Source organism: Allocoprococcus comes, assembly GCF_013300725.1.
Classification (GTDB): Bacteria; Bacillota; Clostridia; order Lachnospirales; family Lachnospiraceae; genus Allocoprococcus; species Allocoprococcus comes_A.
Genome location: NZ_JAAIMM010000021.1, coordinates 39,949 through 61,292, shown reverse-complemented (window position 1 = coordinate 61,292; position 21,344 = coordinate 39,949). Strand labels below are relative to the sequence as shown.

The following is a 21,344-nucleotide window of genomic DNA, read 5'->3' as shown; positions in this document are numbered from 1 at the left end:
ATGGATAATTCCTTACTGGCTGTAAGGGATATTAACCATAAATATATTGTAGTAGAAAGGAATATGCTTTATGGAAAAAGGGACTATTTTTAAATTTCATAACGATCTGGATACAGACCAGATCATCGCATCCCAGTATCTGTTGCTGCCGAATCTTGAGGAGATGAAGAGCCATGCATTTGAATCTCTGGATCCGGATTTTGCACAGAAGGTAAAACCGGGAGATTTCGTAGTCGGAGGAGAGAACTTTGGATGCGGATCTTCCAGAGAGCAGGCTCCGGGTGTGTTAAAAGCGTTAGGCGTAAAAGCTGTAATCGCAAAATCATTTGCAAGAATTTTTTATAGAAATGCGATCAATATCGGACTTCCTGCTATCGTCTGTAAAGACCTTCCGGATGAAGTAAAGACCGGAGATCAGATGGAGCTTCATATGCTGGAAGGAACTGCCGAGGCAAATGGAAAGGTTTATTCCTGCACAAAACTGCCGGAATATATGCAGAATATTTTGAATCAGGGCGGACTTATTGCGTCTCTGAACCGTGAGGAGGAATAGACGATGGGAATGACAATTGCTGAAAAGATCATTGCAGCGGCAGCCGGTGTGGAAAGCGTAAAGCCGGGTGACATCCATACAGTAGAACTGGATCGTCTGATGAGTAATGACGGAACTACACATCTGACCGTTGATATGTATAATAATAAATTAAAAAATCCACATATTGCAGATACAGGCAAGCTGGTATTTATCGTAGACCATAACGTACCGTCTGACTGTCCGAAGACAGCAGCATCCCAGAAGAAGATGCGTGATTTTGCAAAGGCAAACCACATTGATTTCTGGGAAGGAAAAGGGGTATGCCATCAGATCATGATGGAAAACTATGTTCGCCCGGGAGAACTGATCTTTGGTGCAGACAGCCATACCTGTTCTTACGGTGCACTTGGGGCATTCGGAACCGGTGTTGGATGTACGGACTTCCTTTACGGTATGGTAACAGGAACTTCCTGGGTAATGGTACCGGAGACTGTGAAATTCAACCTGGTTGGGAAGCTGCCGGAAGGTGTATATGCGAGAGATCTGATCCTCACCATCATCGGGGAAGTCGGAGCCAACGGATGTAACTATCAGGTGATGGAATTTACCGGAGAAGGCGCAAAGACTCTGACCATCAGCGACCGTATCGCACTTTGCAATATGGCAGTAGAAGCCGGTGCAAAGACCGGTATTTTTGAAGTTGATGATGTGGCAATGGAATATTTAAAAGAGCATGGACGCGAGCCAAAGGCTGTATATCACAGCGATCCGGATGCGCACTATGTAAGAGAATATACATTTGATTTATCCAAGGTAGAGCCGGTTGTTGCAAAACCGGATTTTGTAGACAATCTTGCGCCGGCAAAAGACGTGCGCGGTATCAAGATTGATGAGGCATTCCTTGGATCCTGCAACAACGGACGTATCGAAGATCTCCGTGTAGGTGCACAGGTTATCAAAGGAAAGAAAGTATCTGAAAAAGTAAGATTCCTTGTTGTTCCGGCAAGTCAGACTATTTACAGACAGGCTCTGGAAGAGGGACTGATCGACATCTTCATGGATGCAGGTGCGATCGTCATGAACCCAAACTGCAGTGTATGCTGGGGAAGCTGTCAGGGCGTAATCGGTGAAAATGAAGTTCTGATCAGTACCGGAACCCGTAACTTTAAGGGACGTGCAGGACATCCGAGCTCCAAGGTATATCTTGGATCGGCTGCAACCGTTACAGCATCTGCCATTGCCGGAGAAATCGCACTGGCAAGTGATGTGTAAGAGACGAAATTACGTTTGACGAGGTGACATAAAATGGATAAATTTACAGGACGTGTATGGGTTCTCGGAGATGACATTGATACCGATATCATCATTCCGACTGAATACCTTGCACTCAAGACAATCGATGATATGAAGCAGTATGGCTTTTCTCCTCTTCGCCCGGAACTTGCCGGACAGATCCAGAAGGGGGATATCATCGTGGCTGGAAAGAACTTTGGCTGCGGTTCTTCAAGAGAACAGGCACCGGAGATCATTAAAGCAATGGGCGTACAGTGCGTCATTGCAAAATCATTTGCAAGAATCTTTTTCCGTAACTCGATCAACAACGGACTTCTTCTGATCGAACAGCCGGATCTCTATGACGACATGAAAGAGGGAGACGAGGTTACTGTCGTGATGAATGAGCATGTTGATTATAATGGCAAGGAGTACCCGATTGCTTCTCTGCCGGAGAATCTGATGAGCATTATTCAGGCTGGCGGTCTGGTAAAAGCCATGCGCAAGCTGAATGGACTGGATTAACCGGAAAGGAGAAGAAAATGGGCGAGACGATTATTGAAAAAATTATCAGACATAATACAGGAAAGGCTGTAAAGCCGGGAGACATTGTGACGGTCAATGTAGACCGCGTGATGATCCACGATATTTTCATCCCGTTTGTAGCAGACAAATTTGAAGAAATGGGATTTACAAAGTTGCATGATCCGGACAAGGTTGTTCTGATCTACGACCATCTGGTACCGGCAAGTCAGCAGGACGATACCAGACATTTCCGTACAGGAGATGCATTTGCAGAAAAATACGGACTGACACACGTACACAGAAGTGATGGAATCTGTCATCAGCTTATGACAGAAGCTGGTTACGTTAAACCAGGCGATATTGCATTTGGAACCGACAGCCATACCACAACCTATGGTTGTGTTGGAGCATTTTCATCCGGTATCGGTTATACCGAGATGGCAAGTATCCTTGGAACCGGAACGATGTGGATCAAGGTGCCGGAGACGATCAAAGTTGTGATCGATGGTGAACTTCCGGAAAATGTCATGTCAAAGGATATCATCTTACGTCTGATCGGTGACTTAAGAGCAGACGGTGCAACTTACAGAGCACTGGAATTTGCCGGAAGCACCATTGAAAATATGACAGTTGCAAGTCGTATGACAATGGCAAATATGGCAATCGAAGCGGGGGCAAAATGTGCACTTTTCACACCAGATGAGAAGACCGCTGAGTATTGCGAAATTGAATTAAATGATTATCAGAAGAGCCTGGTTGGTGATCCGGATGCTACCTATATGAGAACGATCACTTACAAGGCAGAGGATTTTGTACCGGTTATGGCTTGTCCATCCCAGGTTGATAAGATCAGAAATGTATCAGAGCTGGAAGGAACGGAGATCGATCAGGTATTTATCGGTTCCTGTACAAACGGACGTCTGGAAGATCTTCAGGCAGCAGCAGAAGTGCTGGAAGGCAAGAAGGTTGCTGACTTTGTAAAACTGATCGTAACTCCGGCAAGCCGCAAGATCTACAAACAGGCAGCAGATATGGGAATCCTGAAGACTTTATCTGAAGCTGGTGCGATCATCACTCATCCGGGATGTGGACTTTGCTGTGGACGTACCGGAGGAATCCTGTCAGACGGCGAGCGCGTGGTTGCAACCAACAATCGTAACTTCCTCGGACGTATGGGAACATCTAAGGTTGAGATTTATCTGGCGTCTCCGAGAACAGCGGCAAGCTGCGCGGTGGCCGGAAAGATTGTAAGTCCGGAGTAGATTTTGCGTGACGCCGGGAATGCGCAGACGGAGAAAAGATCTGTGCGGCGTGAGACAGATTATCTGGAATATATCACTGGAAAGAAAATTGTGCCGTGAGTGGGTACGGCAGAATGGAGTACGGTATGAAGAAAATAGGATTTATCGGCGTTGGCATCATGGGGAAATCTATGGTGCGCAACCTTATGAAAGCAGGGTATGAGCTGCATATCTATGCAAGAACCAGATCAAAAGTTGAAGATGTGATCAGTGAGGGCGCAATATTCCATGAGTCCATCAGGGAATGTGTACCGGGATGCGATGCTGTGATCACTATTGTTGGTTTTCCGAGAGATGTGGAAGAGGTCTATTTTGATGAAGGCGGTATTCTGGAAAATGCAGATCCGGGAACCTATCTGATCGATATGACGACTACGAGTCCTATGCTTGCGGAGAAGATTTCCAAAGAAGGTACAGAAAAAGGATTTCATGTACTGGATGCGCCTGTAACGGGCGGAGATACCGGAGCGAAGGCAGGTACGCTTTCTATTCTTGTCGGTGGAGAGAAGGAAGATTATGAGACTTGTATGGAGCTTTTTAAGGCGATGGGAACGAATATCAATTATCAGGGAAAAGCCGGATGCGGACAGCATGCAAAGCTTGCAAACCAGATCATGATCGCCGGAGCTTTAAGCGGAGTATGCGAGGCATTTTCTTATGCACAGGCGAAGGGGCTGGACTTAAATGTGCTTTTTAATTCTGTTTCTACCGGGGCAGCAGGAAGCAAACAGCTGGACGCATTCGGACCGAAGATCATTGCCGGAGATTATGCGCCGGGATTCTTTATGAAGCATTTCATCAAGGATATGAAGCTTGCGCTGACTGAGGCGAATATGAGTGGACTGAGCCTTGAGGTGCTTAGCCTGGTATTGTCAAATTATGAAGAACTGGCACAGGAAGGGCTTGGAGATCTTGGAACACAGGCACTGATCAAGTATTATGATGTGCAGGATGTAGAAGAATAGAATATAACGAGAAAACCCGCTGATCTTTCGACCAGCGGGTTTTCCTGTGCTTTTTATTTAATTTCTAAAGGAATGAGAGTAAAGTGCGGCAATCGGTGTTACCCGATTGCGCTTACTTTATGAGGGGGGAGATAGTTGTTTATCAACTATCTGACTCTTAGTATACAGATAAATTGTGTTCAAAATATGTCCATATCATAAAAGAAAAAGAAAATTTCTTAAGGAAAAATGAACTATAGATTAAGGAATTGGTACAGGTGTATAATGAGGTGAACAGTAACGAAATATGTTCTTAACAACTCAGATGCACGTTACGGCGTTGCAACTGTAGTATTTTAATGGTATACTGGACATATTGCAGTAGTATAAAATGGCAGCAGGGGTTGCCGGCAATAAGGGGCGCAAGTGACTGGCAATATCCACATTTGCGTTGACAGAAAACACATTGGGGAACATGTGAAAGTATATAAGAGAATAATACGGAGGAACAAGACAGATGGATTTGGTAACAGTAAGAGAGTTATACAGAAACAGAGAGGAATATCTGGATAAAGAAGTGACTATAGGAGGATGGGTGCGCAGTATCCGTGATTCCAAGGCATTCGGATTTATCGTTGTAAATGACGGATCATTTTTCGAACCGCTTCAGGTGGTATATCATGACAACATGGAGAACTTCGGGGAAATTTCAAAATTAAACGTAGGAGCAGCAATTATTGTAAAAGGAACACTTGTTGCAACACCACAGGCAAAGCAGCCATTTGAGATCCAGGCAACAGAGGTTACAGTAGAAGGCGCATCTGCACCGGATTACCCGCTTCAGAAAAAGCGTCACAGCTTTGAATATTTAAGAAGTATCGCACATCTCCGTCCGAGAACCAATACCTTCCAGGCAGTATTCAGAGTTCGTTCTCTGACCGCTTATGCGATCCACAAATTCTTCCAGGAGAGAGGATTTGTATATGTACACACACCGCTGATCACAGGAAGTGACTGTGAGGGTGCAGGAGAGATGTTCCAGGTAACAACTATGGATCTGAACAATGTACCGAAGAACGCAGACGGAAGCGTGGATTACTCCAAAGATTTCTTCGGAAAAGAGACAAACCTTACCGTAAGCGGACAGCTGAACGGTGAAACTTATGCACAGGCATTCCGCGACATTTACACATTCGGACCGACATTCCGTGCGGAGAATTCCAACACTACACGTCATGCAGCAGAGTTCTGGATGATCGAGCCGGAGATCGCATTCGCAGATCTGGAAGACGACATGATCCTTGCAGAGAGCATGCTGAAATATGTGATCCGCTACGTGATGGAGAACGCACCGGAAGAGATGAACTTCTTCAACTCTTTCGTAGACAAAGGTCTGATCGACCGTCTGAACAACGTTGTAAATTCCGATTTCGCAAGAGTTACTTACACAGAAGCAATCGAAATTCTGGAAAAGCACAATGACAAATTTGAATACAAAGTATCATGGGGAGCAGATCTTCAGACAGAGCATGAACGTTATCTGACAGAAGAGATCTACAAACGTCCGGTATTCGTTACCGATTACCCGAAGGAGATCAAAGCTTTCTACATGAAGATGAATGATGACAACAAGACTGTAGCAGCAGTTGACTGTCTGGTTCCTGGAATCGGTGAGATCATCGGAGGAAGCCAGAGAGAGGACGATTACGATAAGCTTGTTGCAAGAATGAAAGAGCTTGGACTTAAGGAAGAAGATTACGGATTCTATCTGGATCTGAGAAAGTACGGATCTACAAGACATGCAGGATTCGGACTTGGATTTGAGAGATGCATCATGTATCTTACAGGAATGTCCAACATTCGTGACGTAATTCCGTTCCCAAGAACTGTGAATAACTGCGAACTGTAAAAAGAAGAATGAGAAATCAAGGGGACCGGAGAACGCGCCACAAAAAGGTGCGTTTTCCGGTCTGCTGTTTTCTGACGGAGACTCTGGGAGGCAGTATTGGACAGAGAATCCGGAAAATGAAGCGAGGGCGTTTTCTGTATACAGAAAGGAAAATAGATGAACATTTTAGTTGTAGATGATGAAAAAGAAATTGCGGATGTCGTAGAATTATATCTGCAAAATGAATACCATGTTTTGAAATTTTACACAGGGCAGGAAGCATTGGAATGTATTGAGAAGACAAATGTGGATCTGGCAATCCTGGATGTAATGCTGCCGGATATTGACGGTTTCACGATTCTGAGAAAGATCCGTGAGAAATACACATTTCCGGTGATCATGCTGACCGCGAAGACGGAGTACCGGGACAAGATCACCGGGCTTACGATGGGGGCTGACGACTATATTCCGAAACCATTCAACCCGCTGGAGCTGGTAGCGAGAGTGAAAGCACAGATGCGCAGATACACGCAGTACAATGATGGTAAGAAAAGTGATTCTGAGAATATCATTGATTTTGCAGGACTCTTGTTAAATAAAGAATCCCATGAATGTATTTATAATGAGCAGTCTCTTCCGCTGACACCGACGGAATTTGAGATCCTGTGGATCCTGTGTGAGAACCGCGGAAAGGTGATCAGTTCCCAGAAGTTATTTGAAGAGGTCTGGCATGAAGAGTATCTGAAGAACAGCAACAATACAGTGATGGTACATATCAGGCATCTGCGGGAAAAACTCAGTAAACCGACCGGTAAATCGGATCTGATAAAGACCGTATGGGGAGAGGGATATAAGATTGAAGAATAATTACAGGAAATTAAAACTGAGCATTCTGCTTCAGACCGTGTTTGTCACGGCACTCACCGTACTTGTAGGTGGATTTATTCTGGAGTATTTTATTGATGGCGTATATAATGACAGCTTTGCCAACGGATTTTTGCGTATTATGGAAAGCTTTCATATGAATGAAGAGACAGCAAAGCGCCTGTACTGGCAGCTGATCGGGGATAACAAGGTGTTCTTTATGATCCTTGGCTTTTTGCTTTTGTTTTCCCTGTTCTTCTATGTGGCATTGTCAAAGATGACAAGCTATCTGAGACAGGTAGAGGACGGAATTGAAAATATTATTTCCGCATCGGATCAGCCGATCCGGTTGATTACGGAGCTGCGGCCGATCGAGGATCGTCTGAATGAGATCAAAGAAACATTAAAGCGCCAGGAGGATGAGGCGGCACAGATCGAGCAGAAGAAGAATGATATGCTGCTTTTCCTGGCACATGATCTGAAAACGCCGCTGACTTCAGTGGTGGCTTATCTGAGTATGCTGGATTCCAACCCGGAAATGTCGGTGGAGGAGCGCGCGAAGTATACCCATATTTCACTGGAAAAAGCGATCCGTCTTGGAGAACTTTTACAGGAATTTTTTGATATCACAAGATTCAATCTGCAGGATATCGATCTGGAAAAGGTTGAAATCGATCTGACGATGATGTTGGAGCAGATTGCGGATGAACTGTATGCGGTGCTGCAGGAGAAGAAACTGACCTGTCAGGTAGAGGCAGATGAGGAAATCCTGATCGAGGGAGATCCGGATAAACTTGCCAGAGTATTTGATAATATTCTTCGAAATGCCATCGCATATTGCAGGGGAAAAAGTACTCTTGTGATCCGCGCGGCGAAGGAGAAAGAACAGGTCAGGATTTGTTTTGAAAATGAGGGAGATACGATCCCGGAAGAGAATCTGAAACGGATCTTTGATAAATTTTACCGTGCGGATGCGGCAAGGTCCAGCAGTACCGGGGGAGCCGGGCTTGGGCTTGCGATCGCCAAAGCAATTGTTGAGCTGCACAAGGGGCAGATCAGAGCTGAGAGCAGTGAGGGAAAGACACGGTTTATCGTGACACTCCCAATTAAAGGAGGAGTAGAAAATCATGAAATTCATACACACAGCGGACATTCATCTGGGGGCAGAGCCGGACGCAGGAAGTTCTTACAGCACAGAGCGTCCGGAAGAACTGTGGAATAGCTTTGAACGGCTGTTAGATGTCTGCGAAGAGGAGCAGACGGATCTGCTTCTGATCGCGGGAGACCTGTTCCACAGGCAGCCGCTCCGGAAAGAATTAAAGGAGCTGGATTATTTATTTTCCAGGCTGACACATACCCAGGTTGTGCTGATGGCAGGCAACCATGATTATCTGAAAAGTACATCTTATTACCGGAATTATCCGTGGCAGGGTCCGGTGCATATGTTCTTATCGCAGAGACCGGCATGCATGGAATTTGCAGAGATTGGAACCTGTGTGTACGGACTGAGTTATGAGCAGCGGGAGATCACGCAGTCACTGTACGATGCGGTCAGACCGCAGAAGAGACAGCCGGTCGAGATCCTTCTGGTGCATGGCGGCGATGAAAAGCATATTCCGTTCCGGAAAAATGAGCTGGTAAAGCAGGGGTATGATTATATTGCGCTTGGTCACATCCATCTCCCGGCAGAGCTGGTAAAGGACCAGATGTACTATGCCGGATCGCTGGAACCGACAGACAAAAATGACACAGGAAAGCACGGCTATATCAAAGGGGAGATTAAAGGAGGAAGAACCCGGGTCCAGTTTGTCCCGTTTGCATGCAGGGAATATGTGCACATGGAAGTAAAGACGGAAAAAGATATGACCGGGCGGGAATTGAAAGAAAAGATCGCCCGCAGCATTCAGGAGCGGGGTGTGCAGAATATTTATAAAATGATCCTGATGGGCTTCCGGGATCCTGACACCATATACGATCCGGGACGGCTGGACACTTATGGAAATATTGTTGAGATCCTGGATGAGACAAAGCCTGCATATGACTATGAGAAGCTGAAAACGCTGAATACAGACAATTTACTGGGGCAGTATATAGAAAGCCTTGCAGATGCCAAAGAGGGAAGCATAGAGGCAATTGCGCTGGCTGAAGGGGTACAGGCAATGCTGGAGGCGAAGGGGAGTAAGATATGAGAATAACAGAACTGGTCCTGAAAAATTTTGGAAGGTTCACGGATAAACGGATCGGACTTACCGATGGGATCAATATCATTTATGGTGAAAATGAATCGGGAAAGTCAACCCTGCATACCTTTTTGAAAGGGATGCTTTTCGGGATGGAGAGAAAGCGTGGGCGTGCGGCGGCGACCGACACCTTCAGCACATATGAACCATGGGAGAATCCGAATTATTACGCAGGGATCCTCCGTTTTGAATGTGGGGGACGGCATTTTCGGCTGGAGCGGAATTTTGACCGGTATTCCAAAGGCGGAATACTGCTTTGTGAGGATGATGGAGAAGAGCTGTCTCTGGAGCATGGAGATCTGGAAATCCTGCTTGGCGGGATGACGGAAAGTGATTATGAAAATACAGTTTCTATCGGACAGTTACGGGTACAGACCGGCAATACGCTGGCTGCAGAACTGAAAAATTATGCGGCAAATTATTATGCGACGGGGAACAGTGAGATCGATCTGGAAGGTGCGCTTGCCATTTTAAAAGAGCGGAAAAAAGAACTGGAAAAGGAAGAGCGAGAGCAGAGCCGGAAGATTGATGAAAAGAGAGAAAAGGCGGAGCTGGAAGCGTCCTATGTCTGGCGGGATCTGCATCAGCTGGAACAGGAGAAACAGCAGCTTAAGGCAGACTGTGAGGAAAAGCGCAGGGCATGGGAAGCGTGGGAAAAAGAGGATAGAAAGAGAAGAAAACAGGAAGAAGCTGCGGGATATTTTGACGGGTGGAGGATTCATCCGCTGGAAACATTTTCCATGCTGGCAGCATTTATTGTGATATTTGTTCTGTTCCCGAGACCATGGAACTGTCTTGTGGCGATCGTGGTAGCACTTGCCGAAGGAATGTATGTGTGGAATCATCTGAAGGATGGAAAGCAGAAAAAAAAGGCAAAAATGCGTGAGGAGAAAGAGCAGGGAAATACGCTGAAGGCGGCGTATGAGATGCAGAAGGGCAGACTTGCAAAAGTACAGGAGTCTTATCATGAGAAGGAAGTCCTCTATGAGAACCTGAAGGAGCGCGTCGATGAATTTGACGAGATGAACAGTGAAGATCTGGAACGCATGAAGCGCAGGCAGGGACTGGAGCTCGCCATGGAGCGGCTGACAGAGCTTGCTTCGGGAATGCAGAGCCGGACTGGCGACCGGATGAACGCGGAAGTATCAAAGGTCATGGAGGTGATCACGGGTGGAAAATATAACCGTCTGTGGGTGGATGAAAATCTACAGGTGCAGCTGATGAGCGAAGGAAGAAGGATCTCAATGGATCAGGTAAGCCGGGGAACCCTGGAACAGATTTATTTTGCAATCCGTATGGCGGCTACGAAAATTCTCCACGAGGAAGAATGTCCGGTGATCCTGGATGATGCATTTGGCTATTATGATGACAGGAGACTTATCCAGACCCTTCGCTGGCTGAAAGGCAGTAAGCGGCAGGTAATTATATTCAGCTGTCAGAAACGGGAGATGGAAATGCTGGAAAAGATGGGATGCGCATATCATAAGGTGATGTTGTAAAGAAGAGGAGGAAGATTTTATGATTCGGCTTCAGGATATTGCAGAAATGGCAGGTGTCAGCCGTACCACTGTATCTAATGTTATAAATGGCAAAACCAAAAGGGTTTCCCAGAAAACAATCGATAAAATCACGGCCATTCTTAAAGAACAGAACTATGTTCCGCATATGGGCTCCATGATGCTTTCCGGTCATGGTTCCAGAATTATAGGTGTAGTACTCGGATTTTCTTATGCACATGGTATGCAGTCACTTCAGGATCCATTTATAGGAGAACTGATCGGAACCATACAGATGGAAACGGAAGAAAATGGATATTATGTTATGCTTATTGGCGGTGAAAGCATTCAGAATGTAGTGGATATTGCCTCAAAATGGAATGTAGAGGGATTGATCATCCTGGGATACAATGAAGAGCAGTATCGTAATCTTTCGCGCAGATTAAACAAAAAAATGATTCTGATCGATGCTTATCCGGAAGGCGCTTATACCTTCCAGAATGTCGGTATAGATGATTATTCGGGAGGGTATCAGATTGGAGAATACCTGTATTCCTGTGGATATAAGAAAGCATTGTTTGTTGCGGAAACGGAGAGAGACAGTGATTACTATCGGTGGATGGGATTCAAACAGGCGATGGAAAAACCAGGTGGATTCTGCAGTCGTTCCCGATATATAATTATTCCGGGTGAAAAAAGATTACGTCTCAGAAAATACAGAGAACTTCTCCCACATTTTCTGGAAGCAAAAGCACTTGCATTTTCCTCGGATTATAATGCGATGGAAGCGATAAATTTCTTTCTTGACGAAGGAATCATGGTTCCGGAGCAGATTTCTGTTACAGGATATGATGACAGTGTCTATGCAAGTATGGTTCGGCCAAGGCTGACAACAGTCCACCAGGATGTTCCGCAAAAAGCACATGTAGCGCTGACGCGTCTGATGAAATTGATCCAGGGAGAGACACTGGACGAATTAAATATAAAAAATCCAGTTTATCTGGTGAAGAGGGATTCTGTCAGGGAATGACAGGATCTTTTTTTCGACTTTGCATGTATACAGGCAAGCCGGTGGAATGGCCTGGTTGTCTTTGTGCAGAGTGTATAAAAACAAGAAGTAAACTTTGTTGCCTTTTGCAGTTTCGCAAGAAACCTATTGATTTTGCGAAGCTGAATAGGGTATCATGAACTTACTAAAAGGAACCGGGCAGACGTGTCCGGGGAAATGTTAACAAAATTAATCGAGTTGCGCAACCGACATACTAAAAACAGTGTGGAGGGAAAAAGATGAAAAAAAGAAAATTTGTCAGTTTATTACTGGTTGGTACTTTAGTGGCAGGTATGGCTACCGTAACCGGATGCGGATCATCCGATGGAAAATCTTCTTCAAAAAATGGGAAAACAGAGCTGGAATTGTTTTCTACGAAAGCAGAGAACAAAGAAGTCGTTCAGCAGCTTGTAGATAAATTCAATGAATCTCATGAAGATGTGACGATCAAGATTACAGCACCGGCAGATGCAGGCACTGTGTTAAAGACCAGAATGGCAAAGAATGATATGCCTGATATCGTAATGATGGGCGGTGACAATAACTACACAGAAGTAGAAAGCGCAGGAATGCTGGTTGATTTAAGTGACCAGGATTATGTTTCAGACATTCAGGATTCTTACATGCAGATGGTTTACGATGTAAATAAAGACAAAGAAGAAAAAGCATACGGTATTCCATATGCAACCAATGCATCTGGTGTCATCTACAATGTGGATAAGTTTGAAGAACTTGGTCTTGAAGTTCCGAAAACATGGGATGAGTTTATTGCTGTACTTGACAAGATCAAAGCCGCAGGAGAGCAGCCACTTCTTATGACATATAAAGATGCATGGACCAGCCTTTGCCCGTGGAACAGTATAGCACCGGATCTTCAGCCGGATAACTTTACAGACGACCGCAAAGCAGGAAAAACAACATTTGCAAAAACGCACGAAGAGATCGCAGAAAAATATCTGACACTTCTTGATTATGCACAGGACGATTTCATGGGCCTGACTTATGATGATGGAAATAAAAAATTCGCAAATGGTGAAGCAGTTATGATCATCAATGGAAACTGGGCAATCAATCAGTACAAGAACTCTAATCCGGACGTTAATGTTAATATGTTCGCACTTCCGGCATCTGACGATGAGTCGAAGAATTATGTAACATCAGGTGTTGACGTACTTTTAGGTGTATGCGAAGGCAGTGAAAACGAAGAGATGGCAAAAGAATTTGTTTCCTTTATGATGGAGCCTGAAAATGCACAGACTTATATTGACGATCAGTTTGCTTTTTCAGCAATCAAAGGTGTAGAGCAGAATAATGAAACAGTTGCAGGTGTCAAAGAAGATATTGCCAATGGTAAAGTAGCAAACTTCCCGGATCATTACTATCCTTCAGGATTTGATCTTTCAGCACTTACTTCTGAACTGTGCCTGAATTATTCTAACGGAATGGACAATCAGAAGAACATAACACAGTTCCTGAAACAGTGCGATGAAAAATATGATATTGCCAACGTAGATTAAGCGAGGAGTTGATCTCATGAAAAATAAAACAGCTCATAAAAAACCTGCTGTTAATAAAATATATTATATTTATGTAGGAATCCTCGCAGTATTATTTTTTGTATTCCATACGATCCCATTTCTGCGAGGTGTTCTGTACAGTTTTACAGACTGGAAAGGATATGGGAACTGGAATTTTGTCGGACTGCGTAATTATCTGCATATGTTTTCAGATGCCGATACAGGGAATGCATATTTGTTTACATTCAAATTTGCGATCATTGCAACAATCCTTGTAAACGTAATCAGTCTGGTACTTGCCTGTGCACTGAATGCAAAGATTAAATTCAAAAACACGATCAAGGCGTTTTACTTTCTGCCTTATATGCTGGGCAGCCTGATCGTTGGATTTATCTTCAATTACATTTTTGCCAATCTGATTCCGGATCTTGGAAAGAGTCTTGGAATTTCGGTGTTAAGTTCTAATATTCTTGGTACAAATCATGCAATATGGGGAATTATCGCCGTTGCGGTATGGACAGGATGTGCATTCAATACATTGATCTACATTTCAGGGCTTCAGTCTATTGATACAGACGTATATGAGGCAGCAGCCCTTGATGGCGCAACCGGAATCCGAAGATTTACCAAAATTACATTTCCTCTTCTGGCACCGTCCTTTACCATTAATATGGTGCTTTCAGCCAAAGGATATCTGATGGTTTACGATCAGATCATGGCGATGACAGAGGGAGGACCGGGAACCAGTACAACATCGATTGCCGTCCTGATTTATAAAAAAGGATTTGGAGGCGGTCAGTTCGCCTATCAGTCAGCAAATGCAGTTACGCTTTTTATTGTAGTAGTATTAATTTCTATATTCCAGTTACGTATACTTGAGAAGAGAGAGGAGAAATTAGGATGAGAAGGCAGATAGTAAAAGCAAAAGAACATTATAATTGGCCAGTGACCATTCTTCTGATCGTAGGAATCGTACTGGTTATTCTCCTGCCTCTGTATATGGCGTTGATGATTGCGATCAAAGACCCTTCGGACATGAATAATATTCTGGCACTCCCGACGAAACTCAGACTTCAGAATTTTGTTGATGCCTGGAAAATGACAAATTTCCCGAGAAAGTTTTTTAATACTGCATTTATTACAGTGGTTAACCTGGTCTTTACTCTGATCACAAACTCATTTGCAGCATATGCAATTACAAGAAACAGGAAAAAAAGCAAATTCTTTTCCATTATGTACTATTATTTCATCAGTGCAATGTTTATACCTTTCCAGGTAATTATGCTTCCTTTGGTTGTACAGGCTAATACATTCCACCTGGACAATATTTACGGAATTACATTCTTGTATATTATTTTTGGTCTTCCGATGAATACATTCCTTTACACAGGTGCTATTAAGGCTATTCCGGAAGCATTGGATGAGGCTGCAATGATTGACGGAGCAAATCCGATTCAGATATTTACAAAAGTTATTTTTCCAATATTAAAACCAACTACAGCAACAGTTGCAATTCTTTCCTTTATGTGGACATGGAATGACTTTACAATGCCACTTGTGCTGTTAAGTGACGAGAGTCAGCAGACCTTGCAGCTTGCACAGTATGTGTTTAAAAAACAATTCTCTGTAGACTACAACCTGGCGTTTGCTTCTTATCTGTTGGTTCTTATTCCGGTATTGGTTGTATATCTGTTCTGTCAGAAATGGATCATGAACGGTGTTGTTGCCGGAGCGGTTAAATAATACTAAACAATTATAAATGAGGAGACTTGGCATGGAGAAAAAATGGTGGAAAGAAAGTGTAGTATATCAGATATATCCCAAGAGTTTTAAAGACAGTAACGGTGATGGCGTGGGAGATATCAGAGGAATCATACAGAAACTCGATTACCTTAAAGAACTTGGGGTAAATGTGTTGTGGATTTCTCCGATGCTGGAATCACCTCAGGACGATAATGGTTACGATATTTCTGATTACCGCAGAATTTATGAAGAATATGGAACTATGGAGGATTACGAAGAATTGTTGTGTGAAGCACACAAAAGATCCATCAGGATTCTGATGGATCTCGTAGTCAACCATACTTCAGATGAACATAACTGGTTTATTGAAAGCCGCAAATCAAAAGATAATCCATATCGTGATTATTATATCTGGAAAGACCCGGTAAACGGAAAAGAACCTAATAACTGGGGCGGAGTATTCGGAGGTTCTGCATGGGAATACGATCCGCAGACTCAGATGTATTATCTGCATCTGTTTTCAAAAAAACAGCCGGATCTCAATTGGGAAAATGAAAAAGTGCGTCAGGAAGTTTATGACATGATGAAATTCTGGTGTGAAAAAGGAATTGACGGTTTCCGCATGGATGTTATCAGTATGATTTCCAAAGATCAGAGATTTCCGGACGGAGAAATGAATAACGGTCTTTATGGAGACTTTGGACCATATTGTGTACATGGACCGAGAATCCATGAATTTCTTCAGGAAATGAATCGTGAAGTTCTTTCAAAATATGATATCATGACAGTTGGTGAAACCTCAGGAGTTACAATTGAAGAAGCACAGAAATATGCGGGTGACGACCGAAATGAATTGAACATGGTATTCCAATTCGAGCATGTGGAGAGTGGATGCGGAGATTATGGAAAGTGGACGACTGCAAAATATGACTTCAAAGAGTTCAAAAATATCATGATCAAATGGCAGGAAGAACTTCAGGGGAAGGCATGGAACAGTTTGTTTTTAGGTAATCATGATCAACCGAGAAGCGTCAGCCGTTTTGGAAATGACAATCCGGTATACAGAGAAACTTCTGCAAAAATGCTGGCGACCTGTATTCACATGATGCAGGGAACGCCATATGTATATCAGGGTGAAGAGCTTGGCATGACAAATGTCTACTTTGACAAACTGGAAGATTACCGTGATATTGAAAGTATTAATTACTTTGAAGAGTTTACGGAATCAGGTCTTATGACTCCGGAACACATGATGAAATGTCTGATGCTGAGAAGCCGTGACAATGCGAGAACTCCGATGCAGTGGGACGACAGCGAACAGGCCGGATTCACAGAGGGCGAGCCTTGGATCAAAGTAAACCCGAACTACAAAAAGATCAATGCAGCGCAGCAGCTTGAAGATCCGGATTCTGTTTTCCATTACTATCAGAAACTGATCCGCTTGCGCAAAGAGAAAGACATTATTGTTTATGGTGAATTTGAGCCTCTTTACCGTGAGGATGAACAGATTTTTGCTTACACAAGAAAACAGGATCAGGAAAAACTTCTGACCGTCTGCAACTTCAGTGATAAGAATGCAGAAGTAGAAGTGCCGGAAGAATTTAAAGGCGCAGAGTGTCTGATCACAAACCTTGGAAGAAAAGCATTTGAAGGAAAAATTATTTTGAATCCATATGAAGCATTTGTATTATATTATAAACACTAGGTGATAAAGAAATGATTAGAAAATATAGATATGGAAATCCATTTGATACGGAAGCACTGACTGAAAAAATTGAAACGACAGAGGGTCCTCTTCCATATGGAGAGGTCAGTCAGGAGGAAGGATTTGTTTTTACTTATATCATGGATGAAGATGATATTGTCTATGGTCTGGGTGAAGCCAATCGTGGAATCAACAAGAGAGGATATTGTTATATCAGTAATTGTACAGATGATCCGGTACACACAGAGGACAAGCGTTCTCTGTACGGAGCCCACAACTTCATTGTTGTGAGCGGAAAGAGGACGTTTGGATTGTTTTTTGATTATCCGTCAAAACTGACCTTTGATATTGGATATGACAGAGAGGATACCCTCAAGGTATCTTGCGAAAATGCTGATCTGGATATTTATGTGATCGAAGGAGAGAATGCTTACGATATCGTAAAACAGTTCCGCCATGTGATCGGGCGCAGCTATATCCCGCCGAAGTTTGCCTTTGGTTTCGGACAGAGCCGCTGGGGCTACACGACGAAAGAAGATTTCCGTACTGTTGCAAAGGGATATCGAGAAAATCATATCCCGATCGATATGATTTACATGGATATTGACTATATGCAGTCATTCAAAGATTTCACAGTGAGTGAAGAAAATTTCCCGGATTTTCCGGAATTTGTAAAGGAAATGAATGACCAGAGTATTCGTCTGATTCCGATCATTGATGCCGGTGTCAAGGTTGAGCCGGGATATGAGATTTACGAGGAAGGTGTCAAAAACAACTATTTCTGCAAGAGAGAAGACGGAAGTGATTTTGTTGCAGCTGTATGGCCGGGAGACACCCATTTTCCGGATATGCTGAATCCGGAAGCCAGAAAATGGTTCGGAGACAAATATCGTTTTCTGATCGAACAGGGAATAGAAGGTTTCTGGAATGATATGAATGAGCCTGCGATCTTTTATTCTTCCGAAGGCCTTGCAGAGGCAAAAGAACTTGCCGGAGAGTTTGCAAAGGATACCGAAGGCAAGATCCATCCTTGGGAAATGCAGGACAAGATGCTCAGTATTGCGAATGATCCGGAAGACTATAAAAGATTTTATCACAATGTGGAAGGCAAAAAGATCCGTCATGACAAAGTACATAATCTTTTTGGCTACAATATGACAAGAGCAGCAGGAGAAGCGTTTGAACGCATTGACCCGGAAAAACGTTTTCTGATGTTTTCCAGATCCTCTTACATCGGAATGCATCGTTATGGAGGAATCTGGACCGGAGATAATAAATCCTGGTGGTCGCATATCCTTCTTAACCTGAAGATGCTGCCGTCTCTGAATATGTGTGGTTTCTTGTATACAGGCGCTGACCTTGGAGGTTTTGGCGCCGATACAACAAGAGAATTGCTGCTTCGTTTTCTTGCGCTTGGTGTATTTACACCACTGATGCGTAATCATTCGGCGACGGGAACCAGAGAGCAGGAATGCTATCAATTTGAAAGAATTGAGGATTTCCGTGCTGTCATTAACACCAGATACCGTCTTGTGCCGTATCTGTACAGCGAGTACATGAAAGCTGCGCTGAGTGATGATATGTATTTTAAGCCATTAGGGTTCGTTTATCCGGATGACAAGAGAGCAATCCGAGTAGAGGATCAGCTGATGCTCGGAAACGAGATCATGATCGCTCCGGTTTACGAGCAGAACGCAAGGGGACGTTATGTTTATCTGCCGGAAGAAATGAAATTTATCAAGTTCCTGCCGGATGGAAGCATTTCCGAAGAGATTCTTGAAAAAGGTATTCATTATGTAGATGTGGCACTAAATGAAGTACCGCTCTTCATTCGAAATGGTAAATGTATCCCGGTTGCAGAAGCGGCAGAGTGTGTGAAAGATATTGATACCGAACATCTGCAGCTTATTGGATATGAGAACAGCAGTTATACCATGTATGAGGATGATGGAATCCGCAAAGATTACGATAAGAAAGAAAATTACCGAGTATTCACAAATTAATGTTTAAAAGTAAAAAATACTGCCTGAATATCAGAAAATGATATTCAGGCAGTATTTTTTGTATTATAGTTAGTCGATCGCTTCCCCTTTTTTATATTTCTCAACTACATTCTGGATACGTTCACTTGGATCAAGGATACTGCTGATAGAAGCATCATGATTCAGTGTATCGATCACCAGTGCGATGTATTTGCTCATGTCGCAGTTGATGTAGTAAGGGCGGCTGAGCAGCTCCGGTGTCTGATAGATCAGGTTTGTTGTGAGGATTCCGTTGATCAGTCCTTCTTCGTAAGCCTGGTCAAATTTTTCCATACCATTTGTGAAAAGTCCGAAGGTTGCAGCAGCGTAGATGCGTTTTGCTTTACGCATCTTGAGCTGGCGGGCAACGTCAAGGATACTGTCACCTGAAGAAATCATATCATCAAGGATGATCACGTCTTTGCCTTCTACAGAAGATCCAAGGAATTCGTGGGCTACGATCGGGTTACGTCCGTCTACGATGGTTGTATAGTCACGACGTTTGTAGAACATACCCATATCAAGACCGAGTACGTTGGCAAAGTAGATTGCACGTCCGGTTGCACCTTCATCCGGGCTGATCGCCATCATATGGTCGGCGTCGATCTGAAGATCCGGTACATGCTTTAACAGTCCTTTTACGAACTGGTAGGTAGGACGGATGGTTTCAAATCCGCTTAACGGGATAGCATTCTGTACACGTGGGTCATGGGCATCAAAAGTGATGATGTTATCTACACCCATGCGTACCAGTTCCTGCAGAGCCAGTGCGCAGTCCAGTGATTCACGACCGCTTCTCTTGTGCTGGCGGCTTTCATAAAGGAATGGCATGATGATGTTGAGACGACGTGCTTTTCCACCTACAGCAGCGATGACACGCTTCAGGTTCTGGAAATGGTCGTCCGGTGACATATGGTTGGTATTGCCGCTGAGTGAATAAGTCAGGCTGTAATTGCAGACATCAACCATCAGATAGAGGTCTTTTCCACGTACAGACTCATTGATAATACCTTTTGCTTCACCTGATCCGAAACGCGGTACTTTTGCGTCAATCAGATAGTTTGGCTTTTCGTAGCCGTTGAAAACAAGATTGTCTTTCTGGAAACGAGTCTCTTCCTTTCTCCATTTTACGAGATAGTCATTGACTTTATTTCCCATCTCTTCACAGCCGTCTACGGCAATAATGCCGAGAGAGCCAACTGGAATATTATCCAGAATTCGTTCACTTCGATGTAACATCAGTGTTCCTCCCTGTACATAAGTTTCTTTTGGATGCGGATATCATCACCGGCAAGGCGAAGTATCTTATAATGGTTGCTTATCCGGGAAAATGTACGTTCCGTATAGTTCGTCTTGATTTCCTCCAGAGTAAGATTAGTAGAAATGATTGTGGATTTCCTGTTCAGGATCCGATCATTTAAACACACAAAAAGCTGAGAAACGACAAAGTCTGTATTGCGTTCGGTTCCCAGGTCATCAATGATCAGCAGGTCACAGAGGTGGATCTGCTCATATAAAAGACAGCTCTCATCGTTCCGGTTCAGCGCTTTTTCAAGGAGCGCATCGAAAAATTCAGAGGCAGTCAGGTAAAGGACGGAATGCAGAGAATCCATCACTTCTTTTGCGATACAGTGGCTGAGAAATGTCTTCCCGATACCAGTATTCCCAAAAAGAAGCAGATTACCATGTTCGGTATCAAAATTGTGGATGAAATTCATACATTCCTGATAAGCCCGCGTTGCAAGCTCGCGGGAATTCTGACCGGAAAGCCGGTCTCTATAATTGGATGAATAATAATCAAAATTAAAATGTTCAAAATTTTCCTGTTCGAGAAGCCCTTTTAAGTTGGACTGGGTGTAGAACAGATCAATGATCGCTTTTAAAAAGCAATGGCACTTTTTCGTGCCGACATAGCCGGTATCCTGACAGTCCGGACATTCAAAATGCTGTTCCAGATAGTCTTCCGGGAATCCGGCGTCGGAAAGGAGTCGGCGGCGTCTGTCCGAAAGAGACCGGATCTCTTCCTTCAAAGAAGCGAGGGCAGTGTCATCGCCTGCGAGCAGCTTTTTCGCCTGGTCAAGGCTGGCAGAAGAAATAGAGGCATCAATCGATGCAAGCTCCGGAACCTTCTGGCAGGCACGCTCGTAGTGAAAATTCGCGAGGTCGCGGCTCTTCGCTCTTTTTTCTTCATATACGCGCATCAGCGCATTGTATTGTGAATTGGTTAACGGCACAGTGTTCCCCT

The 21,344-nt window shown here is 43.9% G+C and carries 18 protein-coding genes; 16 read left to right on the top strand and 2 right to left on the bottom strand.

All coding sequences use genetic code 11. From position 1 onward, the window contains the following. Positions 1-70 precede the first annotated feature (70 nt). The 16 genes from G4407_RS11660 (at position 71) to G4407_RS11585 (ending at position 19,081) form a co-directional block, all read left to right on the top strand. Complete coding sequence (locus G4407_RS11660; protein WP_044998914.1) at positions 71-553, top strand: LeuD/DmdB family oxidoreductase small subunit; 483 nt, start codon at positions 71-73, stop codon at positions 551-553. Positions 554-556: 3 nt separating this feature from the next. Next, entirely contained in the window at positions 557-1,807 is a 1,251-nt protein-coding gene (locus G4407_RS11655) for a 3-isopropylmalate dehydratase large subunit (RefSeq protein ID WP_055157885.1), read from the top strand. A gap of 33 nt (positions 1,808-1,840) precedes the next feature. Continuing rightward, positions 1,841-2,332, top strand: coding sequence for a LeuD/DmdB family oxidoreductase small subunit (locus G4407_RS11650; protein WP_173689024.1), 492 nt, complete (start codon positions 1,841-1,843; stop codon positions 2,330-2,332). A gap of 17 nt (positions 2,333-2,349) precedes the next feature. Further along, a complete protein-coding gene (locus G4407_RS11645; RefSeq protein WP_173689023.1) occupies positions 2,350-3,594 on the top strand; it encodes a 3-isopropylmalate dehydratase large subunit in 1,245 nt (414 codons plus the stop codon). A gap of 125 nt (positions 3,595-3,719) precedes the next feature. Further along, on the top strand, positions 3,720-4,598 hold the full coding sequence (locus tag G4407_RS11640; protein ID WP_173689022.1) for an NAD(P)-dependent oxidoreductase: 879 nt from the start codon (positions 3,720-3,722) through the stop codon (positions 4,596-4,598). A 496-nt stretch (positions 4,599-5,094) separates the two neighbouring features. Beyond that, on the top strand, positions 5,095-6,486 hold the full coding sequence (gene asnS, locus G4407_RS11635) for an asparagine--tRNA ligase (RefSeq protein ID WP_173689021.1): 1,392 nt from the start codon (positions 5,095-5,097) through the stop codon (positions 6,484-6,486). A gap of 156 nt (positions 6,487-6,642) precedes the next feature. Next, entirely contained in the window at positions 6,643-7,332 is a 690-nt protein-coding gene (gene vanR, locus G4407_RS11630; protein ID WP_173689020.1) for a VanR-ABDEGLN family response regulator transcription factor, read from the top strand. Beyond that, entirely contained in the window at positions 7,322-8,551 is a 1,230-nt protein-coding gene (locus tag G4407_RS11625; protein ID WP_173689019.1) for a sensor histidine kinase, read from the top strand. The genes vanR and G4407_RS11625 overlap by 11 nt, the downstream gene beginning before the upstream one ends. Then, positions 8,457-9,518, top strand: a complete 1,062-nt coding sequence (locus G4407_RS11620; RefSeq protein ID WP_173689018.1) for a metallophosphoesterase family protein — start codon at positions 8,457-8,459, stop codon at positions 9,516-9,518. The genes G4407_RS11625 and G4407_RS11620 overlap by 95 nt, the downstream gene beginning before the upstream one ends. After that, a complete protein-coding gene (locus tag G4407_RS11615) occupies positions 9,515-11,068 on the top strand; it encodes an ATP-binding protein (protein ID WP_173689017.1) in 1,554 nt (517 codons plus the stop codon). The genes G4407_RS11620 and G4407_RS11615 overlap by 4 nt, the downstream gene beginning before the upstream one ends. Before the next feature lie 19 nt (positions 11,069-11,087). Continuing rightward, positions 11,088-12,095: a LacI family DNA-binding transcriptional regulator gene (locus G4407_RS11610; protein WP_173689016.1), complete on the top strand. Its 1,008-nt coding sequence runs from the start codon at positions 11,088-11,090 to the stop codon at positions 12,093-12,095. A 257-nt stretch (positions 12,096-12,352) separates the two neighbouring features. Beyond that, positions 12,353-13,630 carry an ABC transporter substrate-binding protein gene (locus G4407_RS11605; protein ID WP_173689015.1) on the top strand — a complete coding sequence of 426 codons (1,278 nt, stop codon included), beginning with the start codon at positions 12,353-12,355 and terminating at the stop codon, positions 13,628-13,630. A 16-nt stretch (positions 13,631-13,646) separates the two neighbouring features. Then, positions 13,647-14,534 (top strand): carbohydrate ABC transporter permease, encoded by an 888-nt coding sequence (locus tag G4407_RS11600; protein WP_173689014.1) that lies wholly within the window; start codon positions 13,647-13,649, stop codon positions 14,532-14,534. Further along, positions 14,531-15,373 carry a carbohydrate ABC transporter permease gene (locus tag G4407_RS11595; protein WP_173689013.1) on the top strand — a complete coding sequence of 281 codons (843 nt, stop codon included), beginning with the start codon at positions 14,531-14,533 and terminating at the stop codon, positions 15,371-15,373. Before G4407_RS11600 ends, G4407_RS11595 begins: the two co-directional genes overlap by 4 nt. Before the next feature lie 31 nt (positions 15,374-15,404). Further along, positions 15,405-17,078, top strand: coding sequence for a glycoside hydrolase family 13 protein (locus G4407_RS11590; protein WP_173689012.1), 1,674 nt, complete (start codon positions 15,405-15,407; stop codon positions 17,076-17,078). An 11-nt stretch (positions 17,079-17,089) separates the two neighbouring features. After that, positions 17,090-19,081, top strand: a complete 1,992-nt coding sequence (locus G4407_RS11585) for a glycoside hydrolase family 31 protein (RefSeq protein ID WP_173689011.1) — start codon at positions 17,090-17,092, stop codon at positions 19,079-19,081. Positions 19,082-19,150: 69 nt separating this feature from the next. Here G4407_RS11585 and G4407_RS11580 read toward each other — a convergent pair whose 3' ends face one another. Together G4407_RS11580 and G4407_RS11575 are read right to left on the bottom strand one after the other, a co-directional pair. Further along, entirely contained in the window at positions 19,151-20,338 is a 1,188-nt protein-coding gene (locus tag G4407_RS11580; RefSeq protein WP_173689010.1) for a ribose-phosphate pyrophosphokinase, read from the bottom strand. Next, positions 20,338-21,333: an ATP-binding protein gene (locus tag G4407_RS11575; protein WP_173689009.1), complete on the bottom strand. Its 996-nt coding sequence runs from the start codon at positions 21,331-21,333 to the stop codon at positions 20,338-20,340. Before G4407_RS11575 ends, G4407_RS11580 begins: the two co-directional genes overlap by 1 nt. Between the last annotated feature and the right edge of the window lie 11 nt (positions 21,334-21,344).

Excerpts from the sequence above, each read along its gene's own strand:
- G4407_RS11660 (WP_044998914.1), top strand. The coding sequence starts at position 71 with ATGGAAAAAGGGACTATTTTTAAATTTCATAACGATCTGGATACAGAC.
- G4407_RS11655 (WP_055157885.1), top strand. The coding sequence starts at position 557 with ATGGGAATGACAATTGCTGAAAAGATCATTGCAGCGGCAGCCGGTGTG.
- G4407_RS11650 (WP_173689024.1), top strand. The coding sequence starts at position 1,841 with ATGGATAAATTTACAGGACGTGTATGGGTTCTCGGAGATGACATTGAT.
- G4407_RS11645 (WP_173689023.1), top strand. The coding sequence starts at position 2,350 with ATGGGCGAGACGATTATTGAAAAAATTATCAGACATAATACAGGAAAG.
- G4407_RS11640 (WP_173689022.1), top strand. The coding sequence starts at position 3,720 with ATGAAGAAAATAGGATTTATCGGCGTTGGCATCATGGGGAAATCTATG.
- asnS (WP_173689021.1), top strand. The coding sequence starts at position 5,095 with ATGGATTTGGTAACAGTAAGAGAGTTATACAGAAACAGAGAGGAATAT.
- vanR (WP_173689020.1), top strand. The coding sequence starts at position 6,643 with ATGAACATTTTAGTTGTAGATGATGAAAAAGAAATTGCGGATGTCGTA.
- G4407_RS11620 (WP_173689018.1), top strand. The coding sequence starts at position 8,457 with ATGAAATTCATACACACAGCGGACATTCATCTGGGGGCAGAGCCGGAC.
- G4407_RS11615 (WP_173689017.1), top strand. The coding sequence starts at position 9,515 with ATGAGAATAACAGAACTGGTCCTGAAAAATTTTGGAAGGTTCACGGAT.
- G4407_RS11610 (WP_173689016.1), top strand. The coding sequence starts at position 11,088 with ATGATTCGGCTTCAGGATATTGCAGAAATGGCAGGTGTCAGCCGTACC.
- G4407_RS11605 (WP_173689015.1), top strand. The coding sequence starts at position 12,353 with ATGAAAAAAAGAAAATTTGTCAGTTTATTACTGGTTGGTACTTTAGTG.
- G4407_RS11600 (WP_173689014.1), top strand. The coding sequence starts at position 13,647 with ATGAAAAATAAAACAGCTCATAAAAAACCTGCTGTTAATAAAATATAT.
- G4407_RS11595 (WP_173689013.1), top strand. The coding sequence starts at position 14,531 with ATGAGAAGGCAGATAGTAAAAGCAAAAGAACATTATAATTGGCCAGTG.
- G4407_RS11590 (WP_173689012.1), top strand. The coding sequence starts at position 15,405 with ATGGAGAAAAAATGGTGGAAAGAAAGTGTAGTATATCAGATATATCCC.
- G4407_RS11585 (WP_173689011.1), top strand. The coding sequence starts at position 17,090 with ATGATTAGAAAATATAGATATGGAAATCCATTTGATACGGAAGCACTG.
- G4407_RS11580 (WP_173689010.1), bottom strand. The coding sequence starts at position 20,338 with ATGTTACATCGAAGTGAACGAATTCTGGATAATATTCCAGTTGGCTCT.